Source organism: Acidovorax facilis, from assembly GCF_050626955.1.
Taxonomy (GTDB): Bacteria; Pseudomonadota; Gammaproteobacteria; order Burkholderiales; family Burkholderiaceae_C; genus Acidovorax; species Acidovorax facilis.
On sequence record NZ_CP192460.1, the window covers coordinates 2,315,462 to 2,341,274 of the forward strand.

Here is a 25,813-nt window from a genome sequence, read left to right on the forward strand (position 1 = left end):
CGCGCAACGCCAGAGCCATAATGGCGCTATGAAAATTCAGTTTCCCAATATCGCTATCGTGGGCACCGGCGCCATGGGTCGGGGCATTGCACAAATCGCCGCACAGGCCGGCAGCCAGGTTTTTCTGCTTGATGCCAACCCCGGCGCCGCCGATGCGGCCAAGGCGGCGCTCCAGGAGCAATGGAACAAACTGGTGGCCAAGGGCCGCATCGATGCCGCGCAGGCCGGTGACCTGACCGCGCGGCTGCACCCCGTCAAGGTCGTGGCCGACCTGGCAGGCTGCGACCTGGTGGTAGAAGCCATCGTGGAGCGGCTGGATGTGAAAAAGACGCTGTTCGCCGAACTGGAAGCTGTGGTGCGCCCGGATGCGGTGCTGGCCACCAATACCTCATCCCTCTCGGTCACCGCCATCGGCGCGGGCCTGCAGCGGCCCGAGCGCCTGGCAGGTTTCCACTTCTTCAACCCCGTGCCGCTCATGAAGGTGGTGGAAGTGATTGCCGGGCTCAAGACGGATGCAGCCGTGTGCACCGCCCTGGCCACGTATGCGAGGGAAATGGGACACACCCCCGTTCAGGCACAAGACACCCCCGGCTTCATCGTGAACCACGCCGGGCGCGGCTTTGGCACAGAGGCCCTGCGCATCGTGGGCGAAGGCGTGGCCGACTTCGCCACCATCGACCGCATCCTGCGCGACCAGGTCGGCTTCAAGCTCGGCCCCTTTGAATTGATGGACCTGACGGCGCTGGACGTCTCCCACCCGGTGATGGAATCCATCTACCGCCAGTACTACGACGAGCCGCGCTTTCGCCCCAGTGTGATCACCGCGCAGCGCCTGGCAGGCGGCGTGGTGGGCAAGAAGGTGGGTGAAGGCTTTTACCGCTACGTGGACGGCGTGGCGCAGATACCGGCAGAGGCGCCGCCGCCCGTGGTGGCAGAGATTCCCCCCGTGTGGGTCTCGCCCCGTGCCGCGCGCCGCGCGGAGCTGTACCAGCTGCTCAAGGACCTGGGCGCCACCATCGAAACCGGCCAGTCGCCCTCGCCCCAAGCCATCACGCTGGTCGCGCCGCTGGGGTTTGACATCACCACCGTGGCGGTCGTGGAGCGCCTGGACCCGGCGCGCACCATCGGCATCGACATGCTGATCGACGACGCCGCTACCAAGCGCCGCGTGTTGGCCACCAACCCCGCCACCCGCGTGGACATCCGCAACGCAGCGCATGCGCTGTTTGCCCGCGACGGCAAGGCCGTGAGCGTGATCCGCGACAGCGGCGGCTTTGTCACGCAGCGTGTGGTGGCCACCATCGTCAACATCGCCAGCGACATCTGCCAGCAAGGCATCTGCTCCCCCAAGGATCTGGAAACCGCTGTGACACTGGGCCTGGGTTACCCCCTGGGCCCCCTGGCCATGGGCGACCGCTGGGGGCCGACCAACATCCTCGAAGTGTTGTTCAACATGCAGACCGTGTACGGCGACACACGCTACCGCCCGAGCCCCTGGCTGCGCAGGCGCGGCGCCATCGGCCTGAGCCTGACCCACGTCGAAGAAGCCTGATCGCGCGAACAGAGCAAGAGCCGCTCCCCAACCAAGGCCACCATGCCCGCAGAACTCCAGAGCACCAGCCAGGGCCAGACCCTGATCCTGACCCTTCGCAACCCTGAGCGGCGCAACGCCATTGACCCGGTGATGTACGCAGCGGGCGTGGAGGCGCTGGGTGTGGCCGAAAGCAGCCCTGACATTCGCAGCGTGGTCATCACGGGGGCCGATGGCATGTTCTGCTCGGGCGGCAACCTGCAGCGCCTGCTGGCCAACCGCCAGGAAGCCCCCGAGGTACAGGCACAGAGCATTGAAGGCCTGCACAACTGGATCGAGACCATCCGCACCTACCCCAAGCCTGTGATTGCAGCCGTGGAAGGCGCGGCGGCCGGTGCGGGCTTTTCATTGGCATTGGCCTGCGACTTCATCGTGGCGGCCCGCAACGCGGTGTTTGTGATGGCCTACAGCAATGTGGCCCTGTCGCCCGATGGCGGCGCCAGCTGGAGCCTGTCGCACGCCCTGCCCCGCCAGGTGGCAACCGAGATCCTCATGTGTGGTGACCGCATCAGCGCAGAACGCCTGCACGCTCTCGGGGTGGTCAACCGCATTGCAGAAACCGGCAGCGCGCTGGAGACCGCCCTGGCACTGGCCGAGCAGCTCAACGCGCGTGCACCCAATGCCCTCGCGAGCATCAAGGAGTTGCTCAACGAAGCGCCCCATGCCCAGCTCACACACCACCTGGCCCATGAGCGCGACCATTTCGTGAAGAACCTGCACCATGCGAACGGCGGGGCCGGTATTTCTGCCTTCCTAGAGAAACGCGTGCCCCGCTACGAATAGCACCTGCACACACCCACCCGACCGCCCCCGGCCCGCTGCACTCCAGCGCCCGGGGGTTTTCTTTTTTGGTGGCCACCGTGCAGACACGCAGGTGACAACCCTGACGCAGCACGAAGGTCCCTGACGCGACAATGGGTCTGTTTCTAGTCACCCAAAAGACAGGCCATGGACGACCCGATTCTTACTATCGAAGAACGTGAAGCGATCAACTCAGGTCGCTGGTTTTCATCTCTCTCACCTTCTCTACGCCACGACATCCTCAGATGTGCATACGTCAAACGCTTCAAGGACGGCGGCCTCATTGCCGCTCGCGGAGATCCGCCCGAGGAGTGGATTGCCTGCGCGCGCGGTGCGGTGCGGGTGAGCTCGACCTCCATCTCGGGCAAGCAGATCACGCTGACCTATGTGGAGCCGGGCATCTGGTTTGGCGACGTGGCGATCTTCGACGGGGACCGGCGCACACACGACGCCTACGCGCATGGCGACACCACGATCCTGTGTGTGGCCAAGGCCGATTTCCGCAAGATTCTGGCGGTGCACACCGAGCTGTACGAAGCCATGCTGCGACTGCATGCGCGGCGCATTCGCCAGCTGTTCGGGCTGGTGGAAGACCTCAACACCCTGCCCTTGCGCTCGCGGCTGGCCAAGCAGCTTGTGCACCTGGTGCGCAGCTACGGCGTGCCCAGCCTGTCGGACGGCAGCGAGATGCGCATCAGCCTGCAACTGGCGCAGGAAGAACTGGCGCAGCTCTTGGGCGCATCGCGCCAACGCGTGAACCAGGAACTCAAGGCCATGGAGCGCGAGGACGCCATTCGCATCGAGCCGGGCGGCCTGGTGGTGCGTGACCGCGAAGCCCTGATGCGCATTGCTGAAACCGACAACTAACTCATTGACTGACCGAACCTCTCCCCCATTCCTCCATGAGCAACTTTGACCATTTCGTCGGCACCCGTCCTGTTTCCGATCAGCACGCCTTTGATACCGAAGCGCTGACCGCGTGGCTTGCACGGAACATGGAAGGCTTCGTGGGCCCCCTGACCGTGGAAATGTTCAAAGGGGGGCAGTCCAACCCGACCTACAAGCTCATCACGCCCGGTGCCAGCTACGTGATGCGGGCCAAGCCTGGCCCCGTGGCCAAACTGCTGCCTTCTGCCCACGCCATCGAGCGAGAGTTTGCGGTGATGAGCGGCCTGTATGGCACCGACGTTCCCGTTCCCCGCATGTTTGTGCTGTGCGAGGACGAATCCGTCATCGGCCGCGCCTTCTACGTGATGGAGTGCATGCAGGGCCGCGTGCTGTGGGATCAATCTCTGCCCGACATGACGCCAGCCGAGCGCGGCGACATCTACAACGAGATGAACCGCGTGATTGCCGCGCTGCACACCGTGAAGTTTGCAGACCGGGGGCTGGCCAGCTATGGCAAGCCCGGCAACTACTTTGACCGCCAGATCGGCCGTTGGAGCAAGCAATACGTGGCGTCCATCACGCAGCCCATCGAAGAGATGGACCGCCTCATGGAGTGGTTGCCCGCCAACATGCCCGCCAGCGCGCGGGACGAGGGCCACGTGTCCATCGTGCACGGCGACTACCGCCTGGACAACCTGATGTTCCATCCCACCGAGCCGCGCGTGATTGCCGTGCTCGACTGGGAGTTGTCCACGCTGGGCCATCCGCTGGCGGACTTCAGCTACCACTGCATGAGCTGGCACATCCCCGCCTCGCTCGGGCGCGGCATCGCAGGGCTGGACCTGGCCGCGCTGGGCATCCCCGACGAAGACACCTATATCCGCCTGTACTGCGAGCGCACCGGCATCACAACGCCCGAGGCACTGCGTGCCGACTGGAACTTCTACCTCGCCTACAACATGTTCCGCATCGCGGCCATCCTGCAAGGCATTGCCAAGCGGGTGGAGGCTGGCACGGCCTCCAGCGCGCAGGCCAAGGCATCGGGCGACACCGCGCGGCCCATGGCCCAACTGGCCTGGTCGTTTGCCCAGCGCGGCTAAACACACGACGCAAGTACAAGCGCCGCCCCTCGATTACCAACGGAGAAGAAACCCATGGACTTTGACTACTCGCCCAAAACCAAGGAACTGCAGGCCAAGCTGCTCCAGTTCATGGATGACTACATCTATCCGAACGAGTCTGCCTACAAAGACGAACTGGCCGCCAACACAGCCGCAGGCAAGCGCTGGAGCGCGCTGAACACCATCGAGAACCTCAAGCCCAAGGCGCAGGCTGCCGGGTTGTGGAACCTGTTTCTGCCGGTCGATAGCGCCGCCGCCTCGGGCTACGAAGGCGCGGGCCTGACCAACCAGGAATACGCGCCGCTGGCCGAAATCATGGGCCGCGTGCCATGGGCCAGCGAGGTGTTCAACTGCTCGGCACCCGACACCGGCAACATGGAGACCATTGCCCGCTACGGCGACGATGCCAACAAGGCCCGCTGGCTCAAGCCGCTGCTCGACGGCAAGATCCGCTCGGCCTTTGCGATGACCGAGCCCGACGTGGCATCGAGCGACGCCACCAACATCGAGACGCGCATCGAGCGCCAGGGCGACGAGTACGTGATCAATGGCCGCAAATGGTGGATCTCCGGCGCGGCCGACCCGCGCTGCGCGGTGTTCATCACCATGGGCAAGACAGACCCCGACGCACCCCGCCATTCGCAGCAGAGCATGGTGCTGGTACCCGCCGATGCCAAGGGCATCACCATCGTCCGCCCGCTGAACGTGCTGGGCTATGACGATGCGCCCCACGGCCACGTCGAGATGACGTTCGAGAACGTGCGCGTGCCCGTCTCCAACATCCTGCTGGGGGAAGGCCGTGGCTTCGAGATCGCTCAAGGCCGCCTCGGCCCCGGGCGCATCCACCACTGCATGCGCCTGATCGGCCTGGCCGAGCGCGCGCTGGAGCTGATGTGCAAGCGTGCTTCGTCGCGCGTGGCGTTTGGCAAAACCGTGGCCCAGCAGACCGTGACACAAGAGCGCATTGCCGAAGCCCGCTGCAAGATCGACATGGCGCGCCTGCTCACGCTCAAGGCCGCCTGGCTGATGGATGTGGCTGGCAACAAGGTCGCCAAGACCGAGATCGCCATGATCAAGGTCGTGGCACCCAGCATGGCCTGCCAGGTGATTGACTGGGCCATGCAGGTGCACGGCGGCGGCGGCATGAGCGATGACTTCCCGCTGGCCTATGCCTACGCCGGTGCACGCACGCTGCGCTTTGCAGACGGCCCGGACGAGGTGCACCGCAACGCCATTGCCAAGTGGGAGCTGGGCAAGTACGGTACCTACGGCCGTGATGCGGCCGTGCCCGTCACCCGGGGAAGCTGACTGGAAATCCCCCCAGAGGCCCCTTGGGCCTTTCCCCCTCCTCTCTCGCACTACGCGCGGGAGGGAACCGCACCCAACGCGGCTGGGCGACCCTTGCGCAGGGCATTGGCTTGCAGCGTGCCAGCGTCATAACCTGCGGGAACATATTGCAGAACACACAACGGGGCCACAGGCTCCGTTGTGCGTTTTCTTTGGCGCAGGCGCTGGCTGGAACGCTACCGGGGGATGTTGGGCACGTCGTCCGGCCCCGCCACCGACATGGGCGGCAGGTTCTGCAGGGCCGCCTGCCCGGCCACCAGCAGCAGTTGCTTGGCATGCGCTATCTCGGCCAGGCTGCGCTGCGTGTGTTCCATGCGCAGGTAGACCTTGCCACGCGCCAGCATCAGCACCATGGGCGATTTCGCCCGTTCGGAGCCCCCTTCCCCCTCCACGGCATTGAGCAGCTGCGAGACCACGGGCGCATGGATCCAGCGCTGGGCCAGCTCAATGCGCTCTGCCACCACCGCGAAATGCTCGCGGAATGACACGGGCAGGCCGGGCCAGGCCATTTCCTCGTACATGGACAACCAGCGCATTTCTTCGGGCAGGCTGCTGCTCACCGCGGTCTGCAGCGTATCGGTGATGGCGGTGTAGGCCGTGCCTTCCAGAATTTCCTGCAAGGGACGGTTGATCACCATCACGGCGGCATCGGGGTCGGCGCCCACGTCGGCGCGCCCGCGCAGCTCCAGGCCCGTCACATAGTCGCGTGTGGGTGCGCCGCATTCCAGCCGCCACGGGTGGCCGTGGATGTCACCGCCCAGATCGAAATGTCCCTCGGTGGAATGTGCAACGATGGCCAGCTGCTGCTTCGCAGCCCAGCGGGCCACGTCCCGGTTGGTGGCAGGCCGGCCCAGGTCCGAACCCGGGGAGCCGGAAGTACCGAATGCTTTGCGGAGGCGGTCAAACATGAGAGGCCGAAGCGCAAGGCTTCGCAAGAGTCGCGGGTGCAGGCATTATTGGGCGAAAATTGAAATTCCCCCTGAGTCGCCTGCGGCGCCTTCCCCCTGAGGGGGACGCACCCGGTGGACTGGCCTGGGGCGCGCCAGTTTCGGCAGGTGGGGGCCTGGTACGGCGCTTGGATGAACGACATGCCACTTTTGACTATGAACCGCCGTTTTGCCCTGACCGCCATGGCTGCTGCGGGTGTACTGGGGACCTTGCCTGCGGCCGCAGCGGAATTGCCCACGGACACCTCGGCCACGGCCCGCCAGCTGGTGCGCTGGGCCACCGAAACCGGCGACCACCAGGGTCTGCCTTTTGCCGTGATCGACAAGCCCACCGCCCGCATCCATGTGTTCTCGGCCCAGGGGCAGTGGCTGAGCAGTGCTCCGGTGCTGCTGGGCGCGGCGCTGGGTGACCGGTCTGCGTCGGACATTGGGCAGCGGCCACTGTCACAGATCCGCCCGGAGGAGCGCACCACGCCCGCTGGCCGGTTCGTGACAGAACCCGGGCGAAACCTGCGCGGCGACGACATTGTGTGGATCGACTATGAATCCGCCGTCTCGCTGCACCGCGTGCGCAGCGTTCATGCCGCTGAGCGCCGCCAGCAACGCCTGGCAAGCCGGGGCGTGAGCGACAAGCGCATCAGCTACGGCTGCGTGAACGCACCCGAGGCGTTCTACAACCAGTTCATCGCGCCTGTGTTCGGCCAGGCACGCGGCGTGGTGTATGTGCTGCCGGACACAGAGCCATTTGCTACTTTTTTTATAGCTGCCAGCTCTTACCCATAAAGCGCTAGGGCCATTTTTTAATTGATTTTTCGAATCCGACCTGCCGCCGCGCGGCGTCAGGCTTCCCGGTTCAGACAGGCCGCAGCTGGAACACGGCCCTGCGCCCGCCGACCTCCAGGCCCCGGGCATTGAGGATACGGCCCGACCGGCGCGGCGCCAGTGCCTCGCGCTGCCGGGCGTCGAGCCAGCCGAGCTGGTCCATGACCTCCACTGCGGCGGCCACCTGCGCCACCATGTTGCCGTCCATGACCTTGAGCGCGAAGGCCTCGCCCCGGCTACGGCTGCCCACCACCTGCACGCCGTCGGCGCCAGTCTTGGATACCCAGTCGCCCTGCCCGGCCCGCATGAAGTCCAGATCGTGCCGGCCGGTGCCCGAGCCCAGCTCGGGCCGGGCGACCATGGCATCGGCCAGTTCGGTAAGGCTCTGGTCCAGGTCCGTGTCCGGTGCGCCACCGGCCAGGCGAGCGTAGCCCCGGGCCAGGCTGGCCAGCGGCATGGCGTAGTTGGGCGCCGAGCAGCCGTCAATGCCCATGGCCAGCTGTTCTGGTGCCAGCCCCACCGCATGCGCAACGTGGTCGCGAATGGCAACCTGCAGCGGATGCGCTGGGTCGAGGTGATCGTCCAGCGGCAAGCCTTGTTGCACGCAGTGCGCGACGAAGCCCGCGTGTTTGCCGCTGCAGTTGTTGTGGCGTTCGTCTGGCACAAAACCTTGTGGCAGCGAGGCGAGCCCCAGCTCGGCAAACAGCGGCCGGTGGCACCCGCAACGCAGCGCGTGGTAGTCCTTGCCCACGCTGGCCAGCATGCGCTCGGCCTGCGCCACATGCATGGGCTCGCCGTTGTGGCTGGCGCACAGCAGCGCCAGCTCGCCCTGCCCCCAGCCCAGCGCGCGGGCTCCGCCCGACTGCATGAAAGGCAGCGACTGGAACGCCTTGATGGTGGAGCGGGTGAAAGTGACGGTGTACGGGTCACCCACCTGGGCCGATACCCTGCCGTCGCGGTCGGCCACGGCCACTGCGCCCCAGTGCTGGCACTCGACCAGTCCGCCGCGGTTGACTTCGATCAACGGTACAAAACCCATGGTGTGCTTTCTTGCAGCCTGCATCACTGCGCAGCAGCGGCGTTGCTGGCGGCAGTGGAAGGCGTGAGTGTGAGCTCGTGCATCCAGCGCGCGGGCTGGCGCTGCAGCGCGCGATAGCCGGTCTCGGCCCAGGTGGTGCTCATGTCGCGGTATCGCGGCGAGAACACCAGCCCGCTCTGACCGGTTTGGTAAATGAAGCGCGACTGTTCCAGATCGGCCAGGTCGTACACCGCGCGCAGCGAGGCGGCGTGGCGGTTCACGTACGGGCCAGAGGCTTCGCCCGCGTTGTACTGGCCCACGTTCACGGTGTACGAATCGCCGTGCGAGGGCACGCTCACATCGAAGAAACGCGCGAGTGCGGGCACGTTGCCGAAGGGCCGGTGCGCGCTGAGTGCCGGGTGCGCCGCGCCCCAGCGCCACTGGGCCGGGTCCGCGCCATACGCAGCCTGCAGGCGGTTGAGGGCGCGGCCGAGGGCAGCGGCAGATTGTTCGGCACACGATGCGGGCTGGCACCACCAGGTGTCGTTGCGCTCCAGAATGCCTTCAATGGCCGCGCGGTAGTCGCGCTTGCCATACGTGGCTGTGAACCGGTCTTCGCCAATGCGCGGAATGATCAGGCCGCGTGCCAATTCGTCCGTCCAGGCCACAAAGATCAGCGGCGCGGCGTGGCCCGCGTCCATCACGCCGTCAAAGCCCTGCAGCTCTTTCTGCGCAGCGGCGGCCAGCGGGTGCGTGGACTGCGCCTGCTGCAGGTGCGGCAGCAGGCGCCGCGTGGCGAGCGAGGTCACGTCGCGGTGGATGGCCTGCATGCTGGCCGCGTCGTGCTTGGGCGTGGCCTCGATGAGCTGCGCAATGCGTTCGTAGCGGTAGGGCAAGGCCCAGTCCTGCGTCAGAAAGTGGGGGTAGCCTGGCGCCGTCACGCGCTGGTTGGCCGTGGCGATCCAGCCCCGGGCGCCCTGGACGCCCGCCCCTCCGCTGACACCGTCGTCCTGCGGGGTTTGCTCATACGGCAGCCAGCCCTTCCAGTCGTAGCGCGCGTCCCAGCCCGGCGAAGGCGCCACGCCCCGAATGTCGTTGGCGGTATCGCGCAGCGGCACACGGCCTGCGGCCTTGAAGCGGATGTTGCCCTGGTCGTCCGCAGCCACCACGCTTTGCATCGGCGAGTGGTAGTGCGCCAGCCCCGCAAAGAGCTCATCCACGCTCTTGGACTGGTTGGTCTTGAAGCCCGCCAGCACGGTCTGGTTGTCATCGTCCAGCGCGCTCCAGCGCAGCGCGATCACATATTTGCCCAGGTCCAGCACCTCGGCGTGCGACTTCTGAACGTCGCTCAGCACGGGGCCATGGCGCGTGCTGCGCAGCTGCAGCAACAGGTCGGCCTCGCCCTTGACGCGAATGCTTTCGTTGCGCACGGTGAACTGGGCCCATCCATCGGGCGTGCGGTACTGCGTGGCATCGGTGGGGTTGATCTGCTCCAGATACAAGTCCTGCACATCGGGGCCGGTGTTGGTGAAGCCCCAGGCGACCTTGTCGGTACGGCCCAGCACCACAAAGGGCAGGCCCGGCAATGTGGCGCCTACGGCATCGATAGGGCCCATCGGTGTGCCGTCAGACGCCTTGCCCGCAGGGGCCTGCAGGCTCGCAAAGTACCAGATGGCGGGGGCCGACAGGCCCAGGTGCGGGTCGTTGGCCAGCAGCGGCTTGCCGCTCACGGTGCGGGTGCCCGCAATCACCCAGTTGTTGCTGCCCTTGCCCTCGTTGGTGCCTGCGTTGCGGGTCAGTTCGTCGGCCCAGGCCAGCATGCCAGCGCTGATCTGCCGGGACAACGGACCTTCGCGGTTGGCTGGCGCCACAGCAGCCGCTGCAGCACCGGCGGCAGGTGCACGATAAACCCCCAGCTGGCGATACAGCGCCGCCAGGTCTGCGGACGCAGCGGGCGGCTCCCCCGGATAGGGTGGCATCAGTTGCCACAGCCGGTCGGTGTCCAGCGTGCGCGCCACCGACAGGCGTGCGAACTCGGTGCCCCAATTGCCACCCAGGTCCAGCGCCATCATCAGCGCCCAGCCCACGCTGTCCTCGGGCTCCCACACCGCGCCTGCGGCGCCTCCGGGTTGCACGCCCAGCACCAGAAACTCCGGTGGCAAGGCCTGGGGACGTTTCTGGTGGAAGGCATGGATGCCCTTGCTGTAGGCCTGCAAGGCCTCCTGGGCATACAGCGGCAGCCCTGCGTACTGCCGCCGGGCCACGCCCATGATGTCCAGGCTGCGCATAAGCTTGTCGGTCTCGACCGTGGCAGGGCCAAAAACCTCGGACAGCTGGCCGTGCATGACCCGGCGGTTGAATTCCAACTGCCAGGTGCGTTCCTGCGCATGTACATAGCCCATTGCAAACCAGGCATCCTGCGGGGTCTGAGCCTGGATGTGGGTGACATCGGCGCCATCGCGCCGCACCTGTACTGCTTCGCTGAGCCCCGCCACAGCCAGGGAACCATCGAGTTGCGCAAAGCTGCGCTGCACATACACCGCCGCGCCCGCGCCTGCCAGCAGCGCCACTGCCACCAGCCCGAGGGCTGTCCGCTTCATCCATGCCATGTTTCTTGTCTCCTGCCGTTGGTCTTGTTGTTGATGTTGTGCACGCAAAGCCATGGTGGCTCCGCGCCCGCGCTGCGGCCACACCGCAATGCAGAAGGAGCCGCCAGCTCTGCGTGTGTCAGCTCAAGTGCACACTGCCGCCCGCCACATGAAAGCTCATGACCGGCGCACTGGGCTCGTTGAACGAAACGCCCAGCGCAATGTGCCCCGCGCCATGCAGGATGCAGGCATCGCGCCGCAGGCGCACGGGCGAGTCGCTGCCCTCGAACCGCACCCAGGTTCCAAAGCTGCTCATGTCGGTCAGCACGAACCCGCTGTTGCGCCAGTCGATGCGCGCATGCAGGCGCGACACGCGCGGGTCGTTGATGCGCAGCTGGGCATGCTCGGCCCGCCCCACCATGACAGGGGCATCCGACGAGGTGAAGGTGCGGTCCACCCCATGCCAGGAGAACTGGATCTGCCCCAGGATGGAATCGACCGGTGCAAAGTTGCTGACCAGTGCCGCCTGCATGGTGAGGGAATCGGGCGCTTCGTCCTCACGCCATTCGACGTGGTAGAGCATGAGCAACTCGGCCTTGCCCCGAATGTCCATCATGCCCAGCTTGCGGTACCAGACATCGGGCGCCGTGCCCGCAAGCAGCACGGTGGTTTCGGTAGCCCAGATTTCAGCGGGCCCGGCCCGTTCGCACAGCCGGGAAGCCACGTTGACGGCATCGCCATAACAATCGCCATCCACATCCACCACTTCGCCGCTGGCCACGCCCACGCGGATCTCCATGCGCAAGGGGTGGGGCCAGCGGTCCAGGCGGACCTTGTGCTGGCGCAGCATGGTGGCCATAGCAGACACCGCACTGGAGGCATCGCCAAAGACCCCCAGCACCCCATCCCCGAGCTTCTTGACCACCCGGCCGCCGTGGGCCTCGATGGTGTCACCAATCCACTGGGTGACCTGCGTCACGGCCTCGGTAGCGCGTTCGTTGCCCAGCGCTTCATACAAGGCAGTGCTGCCTGAGATGTCCGCAAAGACCATCGTCGACAACACACTCATGAACGCGGGCCCGTTGGTAACATCATGTGAATCAGTTTAGTGCAAGCGCCCTGGCTGCGCACCCTTCAAAGCGCCAACAAGTGTTGCCTGAGGCCGCAGCCGCAGCGAAAGGCGCGGTTGCAACGTTCACCACAACGACTCCGCACATCGTCAGCGTCGCGAAAGGGAGGCGCAACCCCGGTCGCCTGAAAATCCACCAACACGTAAAAATTCGCAACAAGCCGGGGCAAGTTGTTGTCTTTATGCAAAAACAGGAGCACGCCCCTTGCGCTGCACCTCGCTCCAGCTTACTTTGGCCGTCCCTGTTACAAAAAGCCCGCCCTCACCCCGCCATGCGCTGGAACAAGCCGACTCTCCGCAACAACCTTCACGACCTGCTGGGCCGTGACAAGCCGTCGTCCACGGCATGGGTGCGCAACCAGGGGCTGGAAGAAGTGCGCCGGGCCATGCTGCAGAGCCTGGTCGGCATGACCGGCTCCGACGTGGCGCGCATGAACATGCGGCTGCGTTATGCCGGCGACATCGAGGCGCTGTGGTACCTGCGCACCGACCTCTTCAGCACACTGGTGCCGCTGCAGGGTGAGCACGGTGCCCGGGGCGTGATCGACCAGGTCACCCAGCTGTTCCAGGGGCAGCTCCCACGCGCCCTGCGCCCAGCACAGGCCGCCCCTCACACCCCCTCCTGACGCGCACCACACGCGCGCGGCAAACCGCCGTTGTGGCGGTGTCATGCGGGTAAAGGCCTCACCGCGTCAGTGCTGGTGCCCCCAGTAGATTAGCGCATCGCGCTCTTCCACCGACAGCGACACCGTCGCGCCCACGGGCAGCAGCACCTTCGTTTCAACATGCCCGAACGGCAGGTTGGTCAGCACCGGCGCCTTGATCTGGGTGCGCAGCCAGTCCACCACCGACTGCAGCTTGTAGCCCTTGTCATGCGGTGCCAGCTTGAAGTTGGTGAACTGCCCCAGCACCACAGCCTTCTGCTGGGCCAGCACACCGGCGTGCAGCAGCTGGGTCAGCATGCGTTCGATGCGGTAGGGGTGCTCGTGCACGTCTTCGATGAACAGCACGCCGCCCTTGGCCTGCGGGAAATATGGCGTGCCCATCAGCGATGCCAGCACCGCCAGGTTGCCACCCCACAGCGTGGCGCTTTTCACATAGACATTGGGTACAGCGGGCTTGCCCGTGGCGGCGTTGGGCTGCTCTTTGTGCATGCGCCAGCCTGTGCCTTCGCCGTGGCCGGTCAGCAGGTCGTCAAAGCAGGCTTCCATGATGTCGTCGGGCTCGCCCGCCACACCAAAGTCAGCCCCCAGCGATGGCCCCGCCCAGGTGGTGGCCCCCGTCTTGGCCAACACGGCCAGCTGGAAGGCGGTGAAATCGCTCACGCCCACAAAGTGCATGCCCTTTTCAATCGCCTTGGCCACCGCCTTGTAGCGGATGCCCGGCAGGATGCGCGACAGGCCGTAGCCCCCGCGCGAGATCAGCGCCACATCGGCGCCGCTGGCCGCTGCACGGTGGATGGCGGCCAACCGGGTTTCGTCGTCGCCCGCAAAGCGGGTGTGGGTGGCCAGCGCGTCCTCATCCACCTCCACCTCATGGCCCAGGGCCTTGAGCCGGGCAATGCCGCGCTTGAAGGCGGCCTTGTCGCGCACGGCGCTGGAGGGCGAGTAGATGTAGATGTGCTTGGGACCGTGGTCGTGGTCGCAATGGGAAGGGTCGTGATGGTGGTCGTGCAAAGCGCTCAGACCCGCCGAGGGGCCTGCTCCGTAAACAGGGGGAATGCCGGGCGCCACATGCAGTCAGGCGGCGCCAGCGGACAAGTCAGTGCGCGAAGTATTCCACAGCCTGTGCGGCAATGGCCTCGCCATGCTCCTGCACAAAGTGGCCGGCCTGGGGCAGCACGATGGGCTCGGGGCAGCCTTGGATGCACTGCTGCAGCTCCCGCATGGTGGGCAGGCCCAGCACCGGGTCCTGCGCACCCACCACCATCAGGCTGCGGCCCTGCCACTGGTGCTGCCAAAAATCGCGGGCCGCGCGCGACGCGGCGGCGCCCGGGTCACCCGCAGCAGCGGGCACGCGTTCTGGAAAGGCCCGCAACGCGGCGCGGTAGCCTTTGTCCGGGAACGGCGCATCGTAGGCAGCGCACTCTGCCGCCGTCAGATGCGGGTTGCCACGCGCCAGCAGGCGCCCTACTCCATACAGCGGCTTGTCGCGGCACATGGCACGCCAGGCGACAAATCCGACAGGCAGTGGCGAATCGCCCGTGGCCAGCAGGGTGTTCATCACCAGCAGGCCGTCAAAACGATCCGGCATGGCCATGGGCAGCGTCAGCCCCAGGATGCCTCCCCAGTCTTGCACCACCAGCACCACCTTGCGCAGGTCCAACCGCTCGATCAGTTCCAGCAGCACCTGGCGGTGCCAGTCGAACTGGTGCACGCCCTCTTTCTTGGGCTTGTCGCTTTTGCCAAAGCCGATCAGGTCGGGCGCCACCACGCGGTCGCCTGCAGCCAAAAAGGTGGGCAGCATGCGCCGGTACAGGTAGCTCCAGGCCGGGTTGCCATGCAGGCACAGCCAGGTACGCTGCGCGTCGTGAGGACCTTCGTCGAGGGTGTGCAAACGCAGGCCCGCCAGGCTGGGCAGGTCGCTGATGTAGTGAGGCGCCCAGGGGTAGCCGGGCACGTTGGCAAACGCCGCATCGGGCGTGCGCAAAGCGTCGTCCCGCAACGGATGGCGGGCCAGTGCCTCGGTGCGTTGCTGATGGCGGCGCTGGCGGAAAAAGCCGCTGAGCAGACCGCCACATTCTTCGGCCAGCACCCCGCCCAGCACCTGGGTCTGGTGGTTGATCTCGGCATGGCCGAACAGGTTGAACACCGAGCCTGCCGCGCCCGTTTTGGGATCTGCCGCGCCGTACACCACCCGCGCCAGCCGCGCATGCAGCATGGCGCCGCTGCACATGGCACAAGGCTCCAGCGTGACGTAGAGGCTGCAGCCGTCGAGCCGGTAGTTACCCAGCCGCTGCGCCGCCGCGCGCAGGGCCACGATCTCGGCGTGGGCCGTGGGGTCGTGGCCCTCCACGGGGGCATTGCGGCCCGTGGCGATGACCTGGCCGTCCTTGACCACGATGGCGCCCACAGGCACCTCACCCGCTTGCGCGGCTGCCTGCGCCTCGGCCAGGGCCAGGCGCATCCAGTGCAAATCTTGGTCAAGGGTCATTGCTATTTAAATGATAGCTACTAGCGCTTGATATACAGGCGCCAGGGGCCAATTTGGCTTATTTTTCTTCGTCGGGCATGGGCCGGGCTTGCTGCATCAGGCCTTCCACCTGTTGCTTGACCTGCTGCTGGATCTGCTGACTCTGGTCGCGCACGGTGACAGGCGGTGCCGACGCAGGGTCAGCCCCGGGCGCCGTCTGCAGCGCGGGCACCGGGGCGCGCGTGGCCGACAACTGCTTCTTGGCCAACAGGCCCACGATGGCCAGCACCACAACCAGCCCCACCAAACCAAACAATCCCCGCATGCCTGTGCTCCCTATGCTGTGCAGGACTGCACTGTAAACCGGGCAAGGCCTTCCCTGCCTTCAGTCAGTGCGTCATGGGCAGCGCCGCCCCCATCAGGCCGAACAACCCGCCGCAGGCACGGTTGAACTTGCGGCCCGTGCGCTGCAACCAGGGCCGGATGCGGTGCGCCAGGCTCGCCAGGCCGAATTCGACCAGGCATTCGACCGCCGCGAAGGTGCCCGCCATGATCACGAACTGCACCCACAGGTCGCGCCCCGGCGCGATGAACTGCGGCAGGAAGGCCCCATAGAACAGCAGCACCTTGGGGTTAGAAATGGCTGCCAGCAGCCCTTGGCGAAACATCCTGCCGCCCGCCACCGATGCCGGTCCCGCAGCACGGGGCAAGGCCTGCACCTGCATGGCTGGCGCCCGCCACAGCTGGATGCCCAGCCACACCAGATACGCCCCGCCCACCCATTTCATCACCGTGAGCGCGTGGGCCGACGACTGCAGCAGCGCGCCGATGCCCAGCATGGACAGCCCGATCAGGCTCACAAAGCCCACCGCCCCGCCCGCAATGGTCCACAGCGTGCGCACGCGCCCATGCAGCGCGCCATGGGCCAGCACCAGCAGGCTGTTGGGCCCCGGGGTCAAGGACAGCCCGATGACCGCCAACAGGTAGACGAGCCATATTTTCAGTTCCATCGCAGCACCCTTCTTGGAAAAGCATGGTCTGGAGTCTAGGCACCTCCTGTCCGTGGGGTGCAATCCAATCTGGCTATTTTTGATACCAAAATGGATACCTTATGAGCACCGCCAACGACCGCCCTCTCCAGCGCCCCGACGTACGCCTGCTCTTGATGCCGCTACCCGACTTCGCGCTGCTGCCATTTGGCGCGTTTCTGGACAAGCTGCGCTTTTCGGCCGACGAAGCGGACCGCAGCCGCCAGCGCTACTGCGCCTGGACGCTGATGGGCGTCGAGAGCGCGCCCGTGGTGTCCAGCAGCGGGGTGCAGGTGACGATGGAGGCCACGCCTGACTCCGTGGACCTGGCGGCATTCGACTATCTGGTGGTGTTTGGCAGCCGCACGGTGCAAGCGTCGCTGGGACATGTGCACACCCATGGGCCCGTGCTGCGACAGGCTGCAGCGCGGGGCCTGCCCCTCGTGGCGATCGACAACGCCAGCTTTTTGCTCGCCGAGGCGGGTCTGCTCAAAGGCCGCCGCGTGGCGCTGCATTGGCGCCATGTGACCGAGTTCCGCCATGCCTTCCCACGCATAGCGGTGGCCAGCGAGCAGATCTATTGCTTTGACCGCGACCGCATCACCTGCGCGGGTGGCACCGCGGCCATCGACATGGCGGTGGAGTTGCTGTCACGCCACTGCGGCCGGGAGCGCGCCTTCAAGGGCTTGGCCGACATGCTGGTGGACGAACCACGCCACCAGGGGCACCACCTGCAATCGATGGAAGGCGGCGGGCCGGACCTGGGCCGCCACCTGGTGCGTGCGGTCGCGCTGATGCGCACCTCAATGGCCGACGGCCTTACCGTGGCCAGCATCGCCGAGCGTATCGGCATTGGCCGCCGACAGCTGGATCGGTTGTTCACCGAGCGCTTCGGCCACAGCGCTCACAACCACTGGACAGCGATGCGCATGGAACACGCCCACTGGCGCGTAACCCATTCACACCACAGCCTCTCCGCCATCGCTGACGAGGTGGGTCTGGGCAACGCCAGCAGCCTGGCGCGACTGTTCCGGCGGCACTACGGCACCAGCCCCGGAGCGGCCCGCGCGGGCGGTCCGAGGGACTGACTGAAGCTCCGCTTCCACTCTGCAGGCAGGGCCATCGGGTGCCCGAGTCCACCGGCACCGATCCATGCGCGGGCGACCCCTCAGTTCAGCGCCACGCGGCTGCCGTCTTTGAAGGTGTAGAGCGTCACAGCGGGCGTCGTCAGTTCGCCCTTGGCGGTGAAGGCGATGTTGGCGGTCACGCCCTTGTATTCGGTCTTGGCCAGGAAGGGGGTAAACACCTTCGGGTCCACCGAATTGGCGCGCTTCATGGCGTCGGCCAGCACCATGGCGGCGTCATAGGCATAGGGGCTGTAGATCTGGAACTGGCCGGGGAACTTGGCGTCGTAGCGCTTCTTCCAGTCGGCGCCGCCCTGCATCTTGTCCACCGATGCACCGCCTGTGGCGCAGGTCACGTTCTTGAGCGCCGGGGTCTTGCCCGACAGCTCGGGCAGCTTTTCGGTGCACAGCGCGTCGCCGCCAAAGAACTTCACATTGCCCAGGCCCAGCTGCTCCATCTGGCGCAGCATGGGGCCGGCCTGCGCGTCCAGGCCGCCGTAGAAGATCGCATCGGGCTTCTTGTTCTTGATGGCGGTGAGGATGGCCATGAAGTCGGTGGCCTTGTCGTTGGTGAATTCCTCGGCCACCACCTTCAGGCCCTTTTGTTGCGCCGTGGCCTTGAAGACCGAGGCCACGCCCTGGCCGTAGGCCGTGCGGTCGTCGATGATGGCCACACTCTTGAGCTTGAGATGGTCGGCACCAAACAGCGCCAGCGCCGCGCCCAGCGCGTTGTCGTTGGCGATCAGGCGGAAAGTGGTCTTGTGGCCGGGTTTGGTCAGGTCTGGGTTGGAGGCCGATGCCGTGATGTGCGGCAGGTCGCACTTGGCATAGATGGCCGATGCGGGGATGGACGTGCCCGACTGCAGGTGGCCCACCACGCCCGCCACCTTCTGGTCGCACAGCTTCTGCGCCACGGCGGTGGCCTGGCGCGGGTCGCCCGCGTCGTCTTCGGCCGCAATTTCAAACTTGATCTTCTTGCCGCCGATCACGAGGTTTTGGGCGTTCAGGTCGTCAATCGCCAGGCGCACGCCGTTTTCAGTGTCCTTGCCGATGTGGGCAATGCCGCCCGACACGGGGCCGGCGTGGGCGATCTTGACGGTTTGCACATCCTGTGCGGTGGCTGCAGTGGCGGCGGCAACACACACACCCACGGCAGCCAGCTGCACAACGGACAAGGGAAAAGACGACGGACGCAGGCGGGTGAAAGCTCGGAACACGGTAGAAATCTCCAAAAAATATAGTCGCAGCCTTTGCGCACCATTTCGGGGCAAAACGCACCGCATCCTAGCCACCATCCTCCCTTGCCGTCGCCAATTGCTATGCAAGCTTAGTAATTTGCTGGGCCATTAAAACGGCTAATGGCGCAAGATGATTCGCCGAAGTCACCCTATGAAGCTGCCCTTTGAGCGGCAGCGCGCCCGTTGGCAAGCGCTCAACCTTTCACCATCCGCAACTTGAAGTTGGTAAACGGCAGGATGGCGTTCGGTGCGTCGCGGGGTACGCGCTCTTCCACGCAGCCCGTGTCATTGGGGGTCACGAAGTGCGGACCAATACCGGCAATGGCCACTTTGTGCGACCCCGTCCAGTCCCAGCCCCACCCGGCCCCGGTCACCTCGCCTTCGAACAAAACCGGGCCATCGGCCGCGATACCCTGGTGGATGGTGATGCGCATCCGGTCGGCAAACCCACCCATCCTGTAGCCGGCCCGGACGTGAAGCGTGAAGACGGGGTGCACCGCCGGGTTGAAGATCGCCCCCGAGGTGTTGGTAACCGTCACCAGCCCCGGCATGGCCGTGCCGTTCCATCGCTCGGCCATCACCATGCCGTCCGCAAAGATGATGAAGCCCCGGGCCTCGGACCAAAGGTTCTGACCGTGGCGGTAGATCGGCCCGCAGTGGGGGTTGTAGCTGCCCTGCCCGCCCGTGCAGTCCAGTGCAAACACCATGTGGTTGGCACCTTCGGAAAAGAACCACGAACAGTCCACCGTGCAGACCAGGTCGTTGTGCCGCATGGGAGACAAGCTGAGCCGAGGCGGCAGGTAGCAAAAGTCGAGATCATTGATCGCCAGTGTCAGCTGGGTGGGCTTCTTCACGCGGGAGGTGCTCATCAGAGTCCTTTCACTGGGTTTTCGGGGTGGCCGACGATGCCGACGGCCTTGCAAGAACGCAGCTCACAGAGACCATGGGGTGGCCGCCGAGGCTTGCACGCTGCGCCCGTTGTACCAGACCCCCACCGCACAATGCATCGTCACATGGTTACCAAAAGTGCAGTACCCGATACCCGACGGAAGCTCCACGGCACCGCGAAACTGAAATAATCACGCCCCATGTCTCTCCTGCCCCACCAGCTCGAACTGCTTTCGCCCGCGCGCGATGCAGACATCGGCATCGAAGCCATCAACCACGGCGCCGATGCCGTCTACATCGGCGGCCCCGCCTTTGGCGCGCGGGCCAGTGCGGGCAACGACATCCGCGACATCGAACGCCTGGTGAAGCATGCGCACCGCTTCAACAGCCGCATCTTCATCACGCTCAACACCATCCTGCGCGACGACGAGCTGGAGGCCGCTCGCAAAATGGCGTGGCAGGTGTACGAGGCCGGTGCCGACGCCCTCATCATCCAGGACATGGGCCTGCTCGAAATCGACCTGCCCCCCATCCAGCTGCACGCCAGCACACAGACCGACATCCGCACGCCCGAGAAAGCACGCTTTCTGCAGGACGCAGGCCTCTCGCAGATCGTTCTGGCGCGTGAGCTCACGGTGCAGCAGATCGCCGCCGTGCACAAGGCGCTGGGGCCCGTGGATGCGCCGGGGCGCGCCAACATCGAGTTCTTCATCCACGGCGCACTGTGCGTGGCCTACAGCGGCCAGTGCAACATCAGCCATGCGCAAACGGGCCGCAGCGCCAACCGCGGCGACTGCAGCCAGGCCTGCCGCCTGCCCTACCAGGTGACGGACGCGCAGGGCCGCTTCATCGCGCACGACAAGCACGTGCTCTCCATGAAGGACAACAACCAGAGCGACAACCTGCGCGCCCTCATCGACGCCGGCGTGCGCAGCTTCAAGATCGAAGGCCGCTACAAGGACATGGGCTATGTGAAGAACATCACCGCCCACTACCGCACGCTGCTCGACGAAATCATCGAAGAGCGCGAGGCCCAGGGCCGGCCGCTCTCCCGCTCGTCCAGCGGGCGCACCACCTTCACCTTCACGCCCGACCCGCTGCAGAACTTCAACCGCGAGTTCACCGACTACTTTGTGACCGGCCGCAAGGAAGACATCGGCGCATTCGACACCCCCAAGAACCCGGGCCAGGCCATCGGCTGGGTGACGAAGGTAGGCCCCGACTTCGTGGAGCTGGAAGTAAGCGACCCCAGCACGGTGCTGCACAACGGCGATGGCCTGTGCTACTACGACCTGCACAAGGAGCTGGTGGGCATGGCCATCAACGTGGCCGAGCCCGTGTCGGCCCGCAGCGTCGGCCAGTGGCGGGTGTACCCCAAAGACCCGATGGAAGGATTCAAGGACCTGCGCAAGGGCACCGAGATCAACCGCAACCGCGACATGGACTGGGTGCGCACGCTGGAGAAAAAGTCCAGTGACCGCCGCATCGGCCTGTGGGCCCACCTGAGCGAAACGCCCACCGGCTTCAGCCTGATGCTGACCGACGAAGACGGCAACGTGGGCTGTGCTGATGTGCAGCAGCCGCGCCAACCGGCCACCGATGCCGCCAAGGCCGAGGCCAGCCTGCGCGAGCAACTGGGCCGCTTTGGCGCCACGGTGTTTGCGGTGCATGACATTGCGCTGCAGCTCTCGCAGCCGTGGTTTGTGCCCGCGTCGGTGCTCAACGCGCTGCGCCGCGACGCGCTGGCCGATCTGGAAACGAACCGCGCGCGCAACTTTGCCCGCCTGCCGCGCGCCACACCGGTGGAGCCGCCTGCGCCCTACCCCGAAGACACGCTGTCGTTTCTGGGCAATGTGTTCAACCACAAGGCCCACGACTTCTACGTGCGCCACGGCGTGAAGGTGATCGACGCGGCCTACGAGGCGCACGAAGAGGAAGGCGAGGTGAGCCTCATGATCACCAAGCACTGCGTGCGCTTCAGCATGAGCCTGTGCCCCAAGCAGGCCAAGGGCGTGACGGGCGTGCAGGGCACCATCAAGGCCGAACCCTTGATGTTGATCAACGGCAAGGAGAAGCTGACCTTGCGCTTTGACTGCAAGCCCTGTGAAATGCATGTGGTGGGCAAGATCAAGCGCCAGGTGCTGAACCAGGCCAACGAGATCCCACTGACCTTCTACAAAGCCCGGCCGCACAAAGCACATTGATGCACCTGCATGTGGCGGCTCAACAGCAATGCCCCATGCACACTGACCCGTTTTCATGCCCGCCTTGCGGGCGAGCACCATGATGGCCACGCTGCTGGTGTGGCTGCAGTTCGCAGCCTGCGCGGGGCTGATTGGCGCGGCGGGCTACCAGCTGTCGCGCTACGGTGATGCCATTGCCCAGCGCACAGGCTTGTCGGGCAGCTGGATCGGCCTCACGCTGGTGGCCAGCGTGACGTCGCTTCCAGAGCTGGCCACCGGCATCACCAGCGTCACCCTCGCAAACACCCCCAACCTGGCTGTGGGCAACGCACTGGGCAGCTGCGTGCTCAACCTGGTGTTTCTGGTCGTGATCGACCTGCTGTACCGGCCAGCACCGGTATGGACCCGGGCCGCCCACGGCCACGTGCTGGCAGGCGCTTTTGGCGTGGTGCTGCTGGGCTTTTTGCTGCTGGGGCTTCTGATGGGCCAACTGGGGGCTACTGCCAGTGCTTCCACCGGCGCTGGCACTGCCTCCCAGCGCAGCGTGGGGTTGCTCACGCCCGTCATCTTGCTGCTGTACCTGGTGGCGATGCGCACCGTCTTTGCGTATGAACGGAGCCACCCCGCTGCGCCACCGGCCGACACAGTGCCGCCCACCAACAACGCAGCACCTGCGCTGCCCAGCCTTCGACAAGCGGCCACCCGCTTTGCGATGGCGGCTGCCATCGTGGTGGGGGCCGGCATGTGGCTGCCCTTTGTGGCGGTCAACCTGGCCACCACCATGGGCTGGAACCGCAGCTTTGTAGGCAGCCTGTTCGTGGCCCTGGTCACCACCCTGCCCGAGCTGGCGGTCACGTTGTCCGCCCTGCGGCTGGGTGCGCTCGACATGGCCATTGGCAACCTGCTGGGCAGCAACCTGTTCAACGTGGCCATCGTGGGCATAGATGATCTGTTCTACCGCCCAGGCGATCTGCTGGCCCATGTGTCGCCCGTGCATGCCATCACCGCCGCATCGGCCGTGGTGATGACCGGGTTGGCGGTGGTGGGCCTGTTCTTTCGCCCGCGCAGCCGTGTGCTACGCGCAGTGGGCATGGTCAGCATCGGCATGGCGGCGGTGTACCTGGTCAACACCTACGTGGTCTTTCTGTATGGAAACTGATGCCGTGAAACACCCCCATCCACATCTGCGCGATGCCATAGACGTGGCACGCGAGCACGCCGTTGACCCTGACGCAGGCCTGCACCCCGACGAAGCCCTGCGCCGCAGCGCCACCCACGGCGCCAATGAGCTGGCGGCGGGGCAAGACCGCCCCTGGTGGCATCTGCTGGCCGACCAGTTCAAGGACTTCATGGTGCTGGTGCTGCTGGGTGCGGCCGTCATCTCGGGCCTGGTGGGGGAGGTCACCGACACGCTGGTCATCCTGGTGATCGTGGTGCTCAATGCCGTCATCGGCTTTGTTCAGGCCTGGCGCGCCGACCAGGCCATGGCGGCGCTGCGCCAGCTGGCCGCCGCCCACGCCACCGTGCTGCGCAGCGGCGCGGTGCAGGTGGTGCCCGCCACGGCGCTGGTGCCGGGCGACATCGTGCTGCTGGAGGCGGGCAACCAGATTCCGGCCGACCTGCGGCTCATCGAGATTGCGCAGCTGCAGGTGGATGAATCGGCCCTCACGGGCGAGTCCGTCACCGTCGCCAAGCAGACGGAGGCCCTGGCCGCCGAGGATGTGGGCGCGCTGGGCGACCGCACCAACATGGCCTTCAAGGGCACCACGGCCACGCATGGCCGGGCACGCGGCCTGGTGGTGGCCACCGGCATGCACACCGAGCTGGGCAAGGTGGCCACGCTGCTCGACACCGGCGACCGCAGCACGCCGCTGCAACTGCGCCTGGCGGCCTTTGGCAAGCGCTTGGCGATCGCGGTGCTGGGCATCTGCGCGGTGATCTTTGTGGTCGGCGTGCTGCGCGGCGAGGCGCCGCTGCTCATGGCCCTCACCGCCATCAGTCTGGCCGTGGCCGCCATCCCCGAGGCACTGCCTGCGGTGGTCACCGTGCTCCTGGCCCTGGGCGCACGCCGCATGGTGGCCGTGCATGCGCTGGTGCGGCGCCTGCCGTCGGTCGAAACCCTGGGCTCGGTCACCACCATCTGCTCGGACAAGACCGGCACCCTCACGCAAAACCGCATGCATGCCGAGCTGCTGCTGGCCCACGGCGTGCGCTGGGTGCCCGGTGACCCCCTGCCTGGCCCCGCCCATGCCGAGGCCCTGCGCGCCGCAGCGCTGTGCAACGACGCCACGCTCCAGGCGCAGAACGAAGAGGGCCTGATCGGTACCCGCTGGCAGGGCGACCCCACCGAAACCGCGCTGGTGCTGGCCGCCCATGCGGGCGGACTGGACAAGGCCCAGCTGGATGTGAGCAGCCCCCGCGTGCAAGAGCAGCCCTTTGACTCGGACCGCAAGCGCATGACCACCTTCCACCGCGCTGCCGATGGCTTTGTGGCCTACACCAAGGGCGCGCCGGAGTCGGTCTTGCCCCGCTGCACCGCCCACTGGACGCCCGAAGGCGCTGCCGCACTGGACACCGCCAAGGTCCTCGCCACTGCCCAGCAACTGGCCGCCCAGGGCCTGCGGGTGCTGGCCCTGGCCCGCCGCAGCCACATCCGCCTGCCCGACACCAACGACATCGACGCGGTAGAAAACCAGCTGGAGCTGCTGGGCCTGATCGCCCTCATCGACCCACCCCGTGCCGAGGCGAAGGCCGCAGTGCGCGACTGCATCAGCGCAGGCATCACGCCCGTGATGATCACCGGCGACCACCCCGCCACCGCACGTGCGATTGCGCACCGCCTGGGCATTGTGCGCAGCACCGATGCGCCCGTGCTGACTGGTGCCGACCTGGCCACGCTGGACGATGCCGCACTGCGCGCCCGCGTGGAACAGGTGCAGGTCTACGCCCGCGTGGACCCGGCGCAGAAGATCCGCATCGTCGAAGCGCTGCAGGCCCAGGGCCACTTCGTGGCCATGACAGGCGACGGCGTGAACGACGCCCCTGCGCTCAAGCGCGCCGACATCGGTATAGCCATGGGCCAGGGCGGCACCGACGTGGCGCGCGAGGCATCCAGCCTGGTGCTGCTAGACGACAACTTCGCCACCATCGTCGCGGCGGTGCGCGAAGGCCGCCGCATCTACGACAACATCCGCAAGTTTGTGCGCTACGCGATGACGGGCAACTCGGGCGAGATCTGGACCATCTTCCTCGCGCCGCTGTTGCTGCTGCCCATTCCGCTGCTGCCCATCCACATCCTGTGGGTCAACCTGGTGACCGACGGCCTGCCCGGCCTGGCGCTGGCCGCCGAACCGGCCGAGCGCGGCATCATGCAGCGCCCACCCCGCGCACCGCACGAGAGCCTGTTTGCACACGGCATGTGGCAGCACATATTGGGCGTGGGCCTGCTCATTGGCGGGCTGTGCCTGGCGGTGCAGGCCTGGTCCCTGCACACCGGCCACGCGCATTGGCAGACCATGGTGTTCACCGTGCTCACGCTGGCGCAGATGGCGCACGTGATCGCCATCCGCTCCGAATCCGAACCCATCTGGCGCCTAGGCCTGCTGAGCAACCGCCCGCTGCTGGGCGCCGTGCTGCTCACCTTTGCACTGCAGATGGCCACGATTTATGTGCCCTGGCTCAACCCCATATTCCGCACGGAGCCGCTGAGTATTGGCGAGCTGGCGCTGTGCATTGGCGCCGCACTGGTGGTGCTGGTGGTCGTGGAAATCGAGAAGGCCTGGCGGCGCAGCCAGCAGGAGCGTCGCACCGCGCCAGAGCCCATCGACAGCTCCATGGACGAGCCTGCTGCGTGAGGTTGCCCAACCCGCACAAGAACGTCATAAGCACATAGCCAACGATTCGATGACGCCAGCGGCCAGCGGTGCCAGAATGGCCCGCGCCATCGGCGCACCGAGCTCCGCCCAGCC

General features: G+C 66.2%; 21 protein-coding genes. 11 read left to right on the plus strand and 10 right to left on the minus strand.

Translation table 11 applies throughout. The features are described from left to right. The first annotated feature begins 28 nt into the window (after positions 1–28). The 5 genes from ACQ4MJ_RS10435 to ACQ4MJ_RS10455 all read left to right on the plus strand — a co-directional run bounded on the left by ACQ4MJ_RS10435 (position 29) and on the right by ACQ4MJ_RS10455 (position 5,709). The gene (locus ACQ4MJ_RS10435; protein WP_121419833.1) at positions 29–1,552 is read left to right on the plus strand and encodes a 3-hydroxyacyl-CoA dehydrogenase; all 1,524 of its coding nucleotides are present in this window, start codon (positions 29–31) and stop codon (positions 1,550–1,552) included. Between the two features lie 42 nt (positions 1,553–1,594). Continuing rightward, positions 1,595–2,374 carry an oxepin-CoA hydrolase, alternative type gene (locus ACQ4MJ_RS10440; RefSeq protein ID WP_055393851.1) on the plus strand — a complete coding sequence of 260 codons (780 nt, stop codon included), beginning with the start codon at positions 1,595–1,597 and terminating at the stop codon, positions 2,372–2,374. A gap of 165 nt (positions 2,375–2,539) precedes the next feature. Next, positions 2,540–3,259 carry a Crp/Fnr family transcriptional regulator gene (locus tag ACQ4MJ_RS10445; RefSeq protein WP_055393849.1) on the plus strand — a complete coding sequence of 240 codons (720 nt, stop codon included), beginning with the start codon at positions 2,540–2,542 and terminating at the stop codon, positions 3,257–3,259. A gap of 35 nt (positions 3,260–3,294) precedes the next feature. After that, the gene (locus tag ACQ4MJ_RS10450; protein WP_121506693.1) at positions 3,295–4,380 is read left to right on the plus strand and encodes a phosphotransferase; all 1,086 of its coding nucleotides are present in this window, start codon (positions 3,295–3,297) and stop codon (positions 4,378–4,380) included. Between the two features lie 54 nt (positions 4,381–4,434). After that, positions 4,435–5,709, plus strand: coding sequence for an acyl-CoA dehydrogenase family protein (locus ACQ4MJ_RS10455; protein WP_431152753.1), 1,275 nt, complete (start codon positions 4,435–4,437; stop codon positions 5,707–5,709). A 215-nt stretch (positions 5,710–5,924) separates the two neighbouring features. Here ACQ4MJ_RS10455 and ACQ4MJ_RS10460 read toward each other — a convergent pair whose 3' ends face one another. Beyond that, entirely contained in the window at positions 5,925–6,656 is a 732-nt protein-coding gene (locus tag ACQ4MJ_RS10460; RefSeq protein ID WP_431152752.1) for a hypothetical protein, read from the minus strand. A 195-nt stretch (positions 6,657–6,851) separates the two neighbouring features. Here ACQ4MJ_RS10460 and ACQ4MJ_RS10465 point away from each other — a divergent pair, with 195 nt between their 5' ends. Further along, positions 6,852–7,478, plus strand: a complete 627-nt coding sequence (locus ACQ4MJ_RS10465) for a hypothetical protein (protein ID WP_431152751.1) — start codon at positions 6,852–6,854, stop codon at positions 7,476–7,478. Positions 7,479–7,548: 70 nt separating this feature from the next. On the opposite strand, the gene ACQ4MJ_RS10470 is transcribed toward ACQ4MJ_RS10465, so the two are convergent. The 3 genes from ACQ4MJ_RS10470 to ACQ4MJ_RS10480 form a co-directional block, all read right to left on the minus strand. Continuing rightward, positions 7,549–8,556 (minus strand): asparaginase, encoded by a 1,008-nt coding sequence (locus tag ACQ4MJ_RS10470; protein ID WP_431152750.1) that lies wholly within the window; start codon positions 8,554–8,556, stop codon positions 7,549–7,551. A gap of 23 nt (positions 8,557–8,579) precedes the next feature. Continuing rightward, positions 8,580–11,144, minus strand: coding sequence for a penicillin acylase family protein (locus ACQ4MJ_RS10475; protein ID WP_431152749.1), 2,565 nt, complete (start codon positions 11,142–11,144; stop codon positions 8,580–8,582). A gap of 118 nt (positions 11,145–11,262) precedes the next feature. After that, a complete protein-coding gene (locus tag ACQ4MJ_RS10480) occupies positions 11,263–12,192 on the minus strand; it encodes an adenylate/guanylate cyclase domain-containing protein (RefSeq protein WP_199727006.1) in 930 nt (309 codons plus the stop codon). A gap of 332 nt (positions 12,193–12,524) precedes the next feature. On the opposite strand from ACQ4MJ_RS10480, the gene ACQ4MJ_RS10485 reads away from it, so the two are divergent. Next, positions 12,525–12,878 carry a hypothetical protein gene (locus ACQ4MJ_RS10485; protein WP_121419827.1) on the plus strand — a complete coding sequence of 118 codons (354 nt, stop codon included), beginning with the start codon at positions 12,525–12,527 and terminating at the stop codon, positions 12,876–12,878. A gap of 66 nt (positions 12,879–12,944) precedes the next feature. Here ACQ4MJ_RS10485 and ACQ4MJ_RS10490 read toward each other — a convergent pair whose 3' ends face one another. From ACQ4MJ_RS10490 to ACQ4MJ_RS10505, 4 genes are all read right to left on the minus strand, one after another. Next, positions 12,945–13,928, minus strand: coding sequence for an LD-carboxypeptidase (locus ACQ4MJ_RS10490; protein WP_431152748.1), 984 nt, complete (start codon positions 13,926–13,928; stop codon positions 12,945–12,947). An 85-nt stretch (positions 13,929–14,013) separates the two neighbouring features. Then, complete coding sequence (tadA, locus tag ACQ4MJ_RS10495; RefSeq protein WP_431152747.1) at positions 14,014–15,405, minus strand: tRNA adenosine(34) deaminase TadA; 1,392 nt, start codon at positions 15,403–15,405, stop codon at positions 14,014–14,016. A 58-nt stretch (positions 15,406–15,463) separates the two neighbouring features. Next, positions 15,464–15,709 carry a hypothetical protein gene (locus ACQ4MJ_RS10500; RefSeq protein ID WP_121506700.1) on the minus strand — a complete coding sequence of 82 codons (246 nt, stop codon included), beginning with the start codon at positions 15,707–15,709 and terminating at the stop codon, positions 15,464–15,466. Positions 15,710–15,773: 64 nt separating this feature from the next. After that, positions 15,774–16,394, minus strand: coding sequence for a LysE family translocator (locus ACQ4MJ_RS10505; protein WP_431152746.1), 621 nt, complete (start codon positions 16,392–16,394; stop codon positions 15,774–15,776). A 101-nt stretch (positions 16,395–16,495) separates the two neighbouring features. Between ACQ4MJ_RS10505 and ACQ4MJ_RS10510 the strand changes: the two genes are divergently transcribed. Then, a complete protein-coding gene (locus ACQ4MJ_RS10510) occupies positions 16,496–17,500 on the plus strand; it encodes a GlxA family transcriptional regulator (RefSeq protein ID WP_431152745.1) in 1,005 nt (334 codons plus the stop codon). An 80-nt stretch (positions 17,501–17,580) separates the two neighbouring features. Here ACQ4MJ_RS10510 and ACQ4MJ_RS10515 read toward each other — a convergent pair whose 3' ends face one another. Both ACQ4MJ_RS10515 and ACQ4MJ_RS10520 read right to left on the minus strand, forming a co-directional pair. After that, entirely contained in the window at positions 17,581–18,711 is a 1,131-nt protein-coding gene (locus ACQ4MJ_RS10515; protein WP_176888919.1) for a branched-chain amino acid ABC transporter substrate-binding protein, read from the minus strand. Positions 18,712–18,968: 257 nt separating this feature from the next. Further along, positions 18,969–19,643, minus strand: coding sequence for a hypothetical protein (locus tag ACQ4MJ_RS10520; RefSeq protein ID WP_121419822.1), 675 nt, complete (start codon positions 19,641–19,643; stop codon positions 18,969–18,971). A 219-nt stretch (positions 19,644–19,862) separates the two neighbouring features. Between ACQ4MJ_RS10520 and ACQ4MJ_RS10525 the strand changes: the two genes are divergently transcribed. The 3 genes from ACQ4MJ_RS10525 to ACQ4MJ_RS10535 are packed head-to-tail and all read left to right on the plus strand — an operon-like array spanning position 19,863 to position 25,699. Continuing rightward, a complete protein-coding gene (locus ACQ4MJ_RS10525) occupies positions 19,863–21,866 on the plus strand; it encodes a peptidase U32 family protein (RefSeq protein ID WP_431152744.1) in 2,004 nt (667 codons plus the stop codon). A 55-nt stretch (positions 21,867–21,921) separates the two neighbouring features. Then, positions 21,922–23,004 (plus strand): sodium:calcium antiporter, encoded by a 1,083-nt coding sequence (locus ACQ4MJ_RS10530; RefSeq protein WP_431152743.1) that lies wholly within the window; start codon positions 21,922–21,924, stop codon positions 23,002–23,004. A gap of 4 nt (positions 23,005–23,008) precedes the next feature. Continuing rightward, positions 23,009–25,699, plus strand: a complete 2,691-nt coding sequence (locus ACQ4MJ_RS10535) for a cation-translocating P-type ATPase (protein ID WP_431152742.1) — start codon at positions 23,009–23,011, stop codon at positions 25,697–25,699. The last annotated feature ends 114 nt before the right edge of the window (positions 25,700–25,813 follow it).

Excerpts from the sequence above, each read along its gene's own strand:
- ACQ4MJ_RS10435 (WP_121419833.1), top strand. The coding sequence starts at position 29 with ATGAAAATTCAGTTTCCCAATATCGCTATCGTGGGCACCGGCGCCATG.
- ACQ4MJ_RS10440 (WP_055393851.1), top strand. The coding sequence starts at position 1,595 with ATGCCCGCAGAACTCCAGAGCACCAGCCAGGGCCAGACCCTGATCCTG.
- ACQ4MJ_RS10445 (WP_055393849.1), top strand. The coding sequence starts at position 2,540 with ATGGACGACCCGATTCTTACTATCGAAGAACGTGAAGCGATCAACTCA.
- ACQ4MJ_RS10450 (WP_121506693.1), top strand. The coding sequence starts at position 3,295 with ATGAGCAACTTTGACCATTTCGTCGGCACCCGTCCTGTTTCCGATCAG.
- ACQ4MJ_RS10455 (WP_431152753.1), top strand. The coding sequence starts at position 4,435 with ATGGACTTTGACTACTCGCCCAAAACCAAGGAACTGCAGGCCAAGCTG.
- ACQ4MJ_RS10460 (WP_431152752.1), bottom strand. The coding sequence starts at position 6,656 with ATGTTTGACCGCCTCCGCAAAGCATTCGGTACTTCCGGCTCCCCGGGT.
- ACQ4MJ_RS10465 (WP_431152751.1), top strand. The coding sequence starts at position 6,852 with ATGAACCGCCGTTTTGCCCTGACCGCCATGGCTGCTGCGGGTGTACTG.
- ACQ4MJ_RS10470 (WP_431152750.1), bottom strand. The coding sequence starts at position 8,556 with ATGGGTTTTGTACCGTTGATCGAAGTCAACCGCGGCGGACTGGTCGAG.
- ACQ4MJ_RS10475 (WP_431152749.1), bottom strand. The coding sequence starts at position 11,144 with ATGGCATGGATGAAGCGGACAGCCCTCGGGCTGGTGGCAGTGGCGCTG.
- ACQ4MJ_RS10480 (WP_199727006.1), bottom strand. The coding sequence starts at position 12,192 with ATGAGTGTGTTGTCGACGATGGTCTTTGCGGACATCTCAGGCAGCACT.
- ACQ4MJ_RS10485 (WP_121419827.1), top strand. The coding sequence starts at position 12,525 with ATGCGCTGGAACAAGCCGACTCTCCGCAACAACCTTCACGACCTGCTG.
- tadA (WP_431152747.1), bottom strand. The coding sequence starts at position 15,405 with ATGACCCTTGACCAAGATTTGCACTGGATGCGCCTGGCCCTGGCCGAG.
- ACQ4MJ_RS10500 (WP_121506700.1), bottom strand. The coding sequence starts at position 15,709 with ATGCGGGGATTGTTTGGTTTGGTGGGGCTGGTTGTGGTGCTGGCCATC.
- ACQ4MJ_RS10505 (WP_431152746.1), bottom strand. The coding sequence starts at position 16,394 with ATGGAACTGAAAATATGGCTCGTCTACCTGTTGGCGGTCATCGGGCTG.
- ACQ4MJ_RS10510 (WP_431152745.1), top strand. The coding sequence starts at position 16,496 with ATGAGCACCGCCAACGACCGCCCTCTCCAGCGCCCCGACGTACGCCTG.
- ACQ4MJ_RS10520 (WP_121419822.1), bottom strand. The coding sequence starts at position 19,643 with ATGAGCACCTCCCGCGTGAAGAAGCCCACCCAGCTGACACTGGCGATC.
- ACQ4MJ_RS10525 (WP_431152744.1), top strand. The coding sequence starts at position 19,863 with ATGTCTCTCCTGCCCCACCAGCTCGAACTGCTTTCGCCCGCGCGCGAT.
- ACQ4MJ_RS10530 (WP_431152743.1), top strand. The coding sequence starts at position 21,922 with ATGCCCGCCTTGCGGGCGAGCACCATGATGGCCACGCTGCTGGTGTGG.